We start from the raw sequence: 6,635 nt of genomic DNA on the forward strand, positions 1-6,635 counted from the left end.
CTGGTCAGAGTGTTGGCAACGTTGGTGGCCATTCCGTTGTGATTGATATACATAACATTCCTCCATGAATGTCTGTATGGGAGTTGATTCGCGGCCCGCATCCTTGCGGGCATAGCCTGTTACCTAGCTTATCGACGCTCCGTTCCGCGCCATTAGGGACGAAGAAAAATTTTTTTTGCATTAAAAAATGCGTGCGGTCAGCCGGACTGACCGCACGCATGCGCTTATATCGTCGTGTCCGCCGGCAGGCGGACTAGCAGGAAGCGCCCACCAGGCGCAGCAGACGCACCAGCTGGTTGGTGAAGCCGGCTTCGTTGTCGTACCAGACGATGAGCTTGAGCAGGGTCCCGTCCATGACCTGGGTGGTCAGGGAGTCCACCACGCCGCCGTGGGTGTCGGCCTTGAAGTCGATGGAGACCAGCGGCTCCTCGCAATAGCCGAGATTATCCTTGAGCGGACCTTCACAGGCCGCCTTGAGAGCGGCGTTCACCTCTTCGGCGGTGGTGCTCTTTTCCAGTTCGCAGGTGAGGTCCACCAGCGAGATGTCCGGGGTGGGCACGCGCACGGCCATACCGTCCAGTTTGCCCTTGAGTGCGGGGATCACGAGGGCCGTGGCCTTGGCCGCGCCGGTGGAGGTGGGGATCATGGACACGGCGGCGGCACGGGCCCGGCGCAGATCCTTGTGGGAGCCGTCGAGGATGCGCTGGCTCATGGTATAGGAATGGATGGTGGTCATAAGGCCGTGTCTGATGCCGAAGACATCGTTGATCACCTTGGCCGCGGGGGCCAGACAGTTGGTGGTGCAGGAGGCGGCGGAGATGACGCTGTGCGCGGCGGCGTCATAAACGCTGTCGTTGACGCCCATGACGATGGTGGCGTCGGCTTCCTTGCAGGGCGCGGAGACCACGATCTTTTTGGCGCCGCAGGCCAGATGCAGGGCGGCGTCGTCGCGCTTCTTGGCGGTACCGGTGGTTTCCACCACAAGATCGATGCCCAGTTCCTTCCACTGCCATTCGCCGGTCTTGCAGCGGGTCACGGTGATGTGACGTCCGTTGACGATGATGCCGTCCTCGTCATGGCCCACAGTGCCGGCGAACGTCCCGTAGACGGAATCGTATTTGAACAGATGCGCAAGGGCGGCGTTGTCCGCGCGGGCATTGATGGCGGTGACGACCACGTCCTGCGAATCCGCCATGAGACGCAGCAGATACCGTCCGATGCGACCAAAACCATTGACACCAAGTTTGACGGCCATTGTGTACTCCTCTTGTCGTCTGGATGTAGGGACGGGATCAGGCCTTGCCGGACGATCCCATGACATTGCGGATCTTGTGCGCGACCATCTGCTTGACGGCCTCGCGGGCGGGCTTCAGGTAGGCGCGCGGGTCGAAATCTTCGGGGTGCTCCACAAGATGGCGGCGGATGGAGGCCGTGAGGGCCAGGCGGATGTCCGTGTCCACGTTGATCTTGCAGACGCCGAGCGAGGCGGCGCGGCGCAGCATGTCTTCCGGCACGCCCCTGGCGCCGCCGACCTTGCCGCCGTACTGGTTGCAGAGGTCCACGAATTCCTGCGGCACGCTGGAGGCGCCGTGCAGCACCAGCGGATATTCCGGCAGGCGGCGGCTGATCTCCTCAAGGCGTCCGAAATCCAGTTTGGCCTCACCCTTGAATTTGTACGCGCCATGACTCGTGCCGATGGCGACGGCCAGGGAGTCGCAGCCCGTGCGCTCCACGAAGTCCACGGCCTGGGCCGGATCGGTGTAGACGTGCTCGGCGGAGCTCACATGTTCTTCCACCCCGGCAAGCTTGCCCAGTTCGGCTTCGACCCAGACGCCGCGGGCATGGGCGTACTCCACCACCTTGCGGGTCAGCGCCACGTTCTCCTCATAGGGAAGATGCGAGCCATCGATCATCACGGAGGTGAAGCCGCCGTCGATACAGGCGGCGCACATCTCGAAGTCCGGCCCGTGGTCAAGATGCACCACCACCGGCACGTCGGGATCTTCGGCCAGGGCGGCCTCCACCAGCTTCATAATGTAGGTCTGGCCAGCGTATTTGCGGGCGCCGGCGGACACCTGAAGGATCACCGGGGACTTTTCCGCGGCGGCGGCCTGCATGATGCCCTGGACGATCTCCATATTGTTGACGTTGAAGGCGCCCACGGCGTACTGGCCCCGGTAGGCGGCGGCGAACATTTCTTTCGGCCCGATAAGCGGCATGACTTCCTCCTGAAAGGGTATATGGATCGACATGGCCGTGACGCCATGTCCGGCACTCTTCCACGCTGGCAGTATACCCTGATTGCCAGAAAAAGAAAATCCCCGCCCTCGGCGACGGGCGGAGAGCCGGGATGCCGCGGCCCATGCACGGGGGCCGCGGCCAGTCAGGCCGGCGCGGGGAGGCGGCGCCGGCCGGCCAGCGCGGCATAGGCCTGTTCCGCATTGTAGCTGCTGCGTACGAGGGGCGCGGAAAAAACGAAGGGGATGCCCAGCTCTTGTCCCCTGCGGGCATACTCGGCAAAAACGTCGGGATGGACATAGCGCTCCACCGGCGGATGCCGGCGTGAGGGACGCATGTACTGCCCGATGGTCACGATGTCGCATCCCGCGGCGGCGAGATCCTCCAGCACGCCGTGGACCTCGTCATCCGTTTCGCCCAGGCCCACCATAAGGCCGCTCTTGCTCACATGCCCGGCCTCCCGGACCCGGCGCAGCAGCTCGAGGCTCTGCCCATAGTCCGCCTGCGGCCGGATGCGGGCATACTGGGCCGGCGGCGTTTCCACATTGTGGTTGATGATGTGGGGCGCTGCCGCCATGACGGTTTGCAGGGCGGATGCGCTGCCCTGAAAGTCCGGGATGAGGACTTCGATGGTGGGGCAGGGCTCGCAGCACTGGCGGATGGCCCTGATGGTGGCGGCAAAATGGCCGGCGCCGCCGTCGGGCAGATCGTCCCGGGTGACGGAGGTCACCACCGCATGGCGCAGGCCCAGGGCCGCCGTTGCCCGGCCCACGCGGGCGGGCTCGCCGGGATCCGGCGACCGCACCGTGCCGCTGCCGATGTTGCAGAAGGCGCAATTGCGGGTGCAGGTCTCGCCGAGGATGAGGAAGGTCGCCGTCCCGCGCGAGTAGCATTCGAACATGTTGGGGCACTTGGCGCTCCGGCAGACGGTATGCAGCTCCAGGTCCCGGACGAGCGCTCCCGTGGCGCCGTAGGCGGGGTCACAGGGCAGCCTGACGCGCAGCCAGGGGGGGATGCGCAATGAGGGCCTGGAATTCTCGGGCACAGACATCTTTGACCTCCTGCGGGGAAAGGGATGCGTCGTTGCGCTCCCGGCTCAGGGATGTGGGGTGCGCGTCGGCAAGACCGCACAGGGTAATGGCGTCGAACAGGGAAAGGTCCCGGCCCACATTGAGCGCGAAACCGTGGAACGTCACCCAGCGCCGTACCCCCAGGCCGATGGAGCAGAGCTTCCCCCGGCCGATCCAGACGCCGGGAAAGCCCGGCCGTCGGGCGGCCGTCACGCCGAAGGCGGCCGCCGTGCGGATGACGGTTTCTTCCAGCAGATGCACGAAGCCGTGCAGTCCGCCGGTCCGCCTGCCGATGCGGACGATGGGATAGCCCACGAGCTGACCGGGGAAATGACAGGTGATGTTGCCGCCGCGCTCCGTTGCCGCCAGTTCGATGCCGCGCCGGGCAAGCTCCTCCTCGCTGAGGTGCAGATGCTCCAGGCCGCCGTGCCTCCCCAGGGTGACGACCGGCGGGTGCTCCACCAGAAAGAGGGTGTCCTCCGCGCCCTGCCGCACTTCCTCGTGCCGGGATCGCTGGATCTCCAGGGCCTGCCGGTACGGCATCCTGCCAAGATCGATGATGATGATGGCCATGTTCCTCCTGTCTGGTCGCCCGGCACGGCGGCATGTCCCGCCGCGCCCAGGCGGGATGTGCGCGCCGGGGCGGCTATGCCGGCTGTCCGTCCTCGGGGCTCGCCTCTTCGAAATGGCAAGCCCGGTTGCGGCCGGTCTTCTTGGCCGCATACAGGGCGCTGTCGGCCCGGGCCAGCAGCTCTTCCACATGGGTGATGTCGCCCTGATCCCGCGAGGCCACGCCCACGCTGATGGTCAGCACGCCCGTATCCTGCCCGGGATGGGGGATGTGCAGCCGCTCCACGGCATCCCGCAGACTTTCGGCAACGGCCATGCCCCCCTCTCTGTTCGTTGCGGTCAGCAGGGCCACGAACTCTTCGCCGCCGTAGCGGAAAGTCTTGTCCGTGGCGCGTGCACAGTTCTGCCGTACCATACGCGCCACGGTCTGCAGGGCCACGTCCCCGGCCAGATGGCCGAGCGTGTCGTTGTACCGTTTGAAGTTGTCCACATCCACCATCAAGACGGCAAGGGCGTTGGTCTGCCGGTCTTTCTGGATGGCCTGATCCAGCGCGCGCCTGTTGCCGAGGCCGGTGAGGTCGTCGGTCAGGCTCAGGCCGGCAAAGCGTTCCCGCTCCTGCTCAAGCTGGCCGGAGCGCTGATGCAGATCGTTGAGATAGGCATTGAGGCTCGGCAGGATGTCGATGATGCTGGAAAGCTCCTCGATGCAGGTCTGGGGAAGGCGCGGCATGCCCTGTCCGCCGCGCATGGCGCGCAGGATCTCCGTGGTGCGGCGAAGCGGCAGGAATATCTGTTGCTGCAGGGCCGCGAAGAACAGCAGCAGGAAGAGGGCCGTGCCGATGCCGAGCATGGTGAAGATGCTGCGGATGCGGCGGGTCTCGTTGTCGATGGTCTCCATGCCTTCGTAGATGCCGCGGGCCTCCACGGAGGAGGCCTCCACGCTCAGGCTGACCAGCACCTGATCGATGTCCTGCACGAGCATATCGAAATGTTCCTGAGTGCGCCGTATCTCCTGCTGTTTTGCCCCGAGCTGCTGCCAGGTCTTTTCCAGGGCGTCGCATGGCTTCCGGGTTTCAGGGTGAAGGGGCGCATGCTTGAGGCAGGCGGAGAAGAGCTGGTCGACGGAATCGGCGATGAAGGCGTAGGTGCCCGTCACCAGCGAAAGATGGGCCGACTGCTGGGGCGGGGGCGCGGCCAGAAGCGGAAATTGCGTCTCGTCCCATTCGATGTGTTCGGCGAGCCGCCCCAGCTCGAGCAGGAAGCGCAGCTCCTGGCGCCGCACCCGCTCCACCAGTTCAAAGAGCGCCAGCCGCGAGGCCATCAGCTCATCCAGAAGGGGGTAGACCTTGTCCAGCACGGCGGAGAAGCCGGGGTTGCTGAACCCGGCATCCGCCAGCAGCATACGCAGGGAGGTGGAAGACTGCTGCAGCTGCCGGGTATTGATGGCAAAACGCATCTGGGCGGCATTGAGCCGCATATGTTCGATGTTGAGCAAAAATTGCTGGCGTTGCAGGATATTGGGCAAATGGTCGTGGGCGGCGGCATTGGCCATGCTCTCGATGCGTTGCAAGGTGCAGAGCATGTACGCCTGGAACACGAGCAGCACGAGCATGACGATCAGTGTGGACAGTCCGAATGTCCTGATTCCGATACGTATGGAGCCCATGTCCCTTTCTAGTAGATGCTGAAGGGGAAGTATTTGCGCATGATCCGCTCATATTCTCCGGTGACGCGCAGGGTGAGGATGGCCTGATTGATGCGCCCCACCAGTTCGGGATGCCGCATGCTGACGGCCACGCAGGAGCCGCTGGGATTTTTTCGCGGCAGGACGGGATTGCCCAGCATGACGAAGCCCGCCCCCTCGGGCGACCCGAGGAAGTCCATGCCCGGGAAGCCGTCGATGAGCACCACGTCCACCCGTCCCCTGACCAGGGCATCCAGCATTCCCTTGTGGGACTCAAAGCCCATCACGACGGCTTTGCCCCGCCAGTTCGCGCGCAGGGCCGCCATCTGCATGGAATCATGCTGGGCAGCCAGCACCTTGCCCTCCAGCCCCGCCTCATCCAGGCGGATGCCGGGCCTGCCGATGTACAGGGAGTGGGAGCGGTAATAACTGTTGGAAAAGAACATGATGCGGCTGCGTTCTTCCGTCACGCCCAGCCCGGCCACGGCCATATCCAGGGACTGCGAGGCCATCCCCGCAAGGATGGCGCGCAACGGCAGAGAGACCGTGCGGCACGTCGCGCGCAACTGGCGGCAGAGCGCCGCGGCGAATTCCACATCGAAGCCCACCAGATCCCCCTGCTCATCCGTATAGGAAAACGGAGGATAATTCTGCAGGACAGCCACACTCAGCTCGTTTCCGGCATGCGCGTCCTCTGCCCTGCCGCCCGCAAGCGTCAACAGGAACAGCAGACAGAACGTCATGAAAGACCGGCTCAGGGGAAAGCGTTGTTTCATAACGGGACCGTTGGGAATCCTTTTCTTCCGCCGGATGACGGCGGAAGAGTCGACAAGCCATGTCCCCTTGCAAAGCGGCCGTCAGGCGGCGCATGGCGGCCGTCGCATCGCGGGGGACATTTTTTTCATACACGGCGGCGGACGTCTCTGCAAGAGCGCCGGATCGCGGAGGCTGGAGGCATCCGGCCGGGCGGGCCGGCGTGCCGAGCGGGCCGGGCTAGGCCTGTTAACACTATTTAAGAGACTCAACGATTAAGGCAAACATGATGAATCCCAGAAACAAGGCATCCAGTTTGT

The 6,635-nt window shown here is 64.4% G+C and carries 6 protein-coding genes; all 6 read right to left on the reverse strand.

The window, feature by feature from the left end:
• Positions 1-253: 253 nt before the first annotated feature.
• On the reverse strand, positions 254-1,255 hold the full coding sequence (gene gap, locus Q0J54_RS11780) for a type I glyceraldehyde-3-phosphate dehydrogenase (RefSeq protein WP_296305933.1): 1,002 nt from the start codon (positions 1,253-1,255) through the stop codon (positions 254-256).
• A 37-nt stretch (positions 1,256-1,292) separates the two neighbouring features.
• Positions 1,293-2,219, reverse strand: a complete 927-nt coding sequence (gene fba, locus Q0J54_RS11785; protein WP_296305938.1) for a class II fructose-1,6-bisphosphate aldolase — start codon at positions 2,217-2,219, stop codon at positions 1,293-1,295.
• 164 nt (positions 2,220-2,383) lie between these two features.
• The gene (gene lipA, locus Q0J54_RS11790) at positions 2,384-3,289 is read right to left on the reverse strand and encodes a lipoyl synthase (RefSeq protein WP_296305934.1); all 906 of its coding nucleotides are present in this window, start codon (positions 3,287-3,289) and stop codon (positions 2,384-2,386) included.
• Complete coding sequence (lipB, locus tag Q0J54_RS11795; RefSeq protein WP_296305939.1) at positions 3,219-3,875, reverse strand: lipoyl(octanoyl) transferase LipB; 657 nt, start codon at positions 3,873-3,875, stop codon at positions 3,219-3,221. The genes lipA and lipB overlap by 71 nt, the downstream gene beginning before the upstream one ends.
• A gap of 79 nt (positions 3,876-3,954) precedes the next feature.
• Positions 3,955-5,544, reverse strand: coding sequence for a GGDEF domain-containing protein (locus Q0J54_RS11800; RefSeq protein ID WP_296305935.1), 1,590 nt, complete (start codon positions 5,542-5,544; stop codon positions 3,955-3,957).
• An 8-nt stretch (positions 5,545-5,552) separates the two neighbouring features.
• Positions 5,553-6,305, reverse strand: a complete 753-nt coding sequence (locus Q0J54_RS11805; protein WP_296305937.1) for an ABC transporter substrate-binding protein — start codon at positions 6,303-6,305, stop codon at positions 5,553-5,555.
• Positions 6,306-6,635 lie beyond the last annotated feature (330 nt).

Origin of the sequence: uncultured Desulfovibrio sp. (genome assembly GCF_944324935.1) — a bacterium.
In the GTDB taxonomy this organism is placed as follows: Bacteria; Desulfobacterota; Desulfovibrionia; order Desulfovibrionales; family Desulfovibrionaceae; genus Desulfovibrio.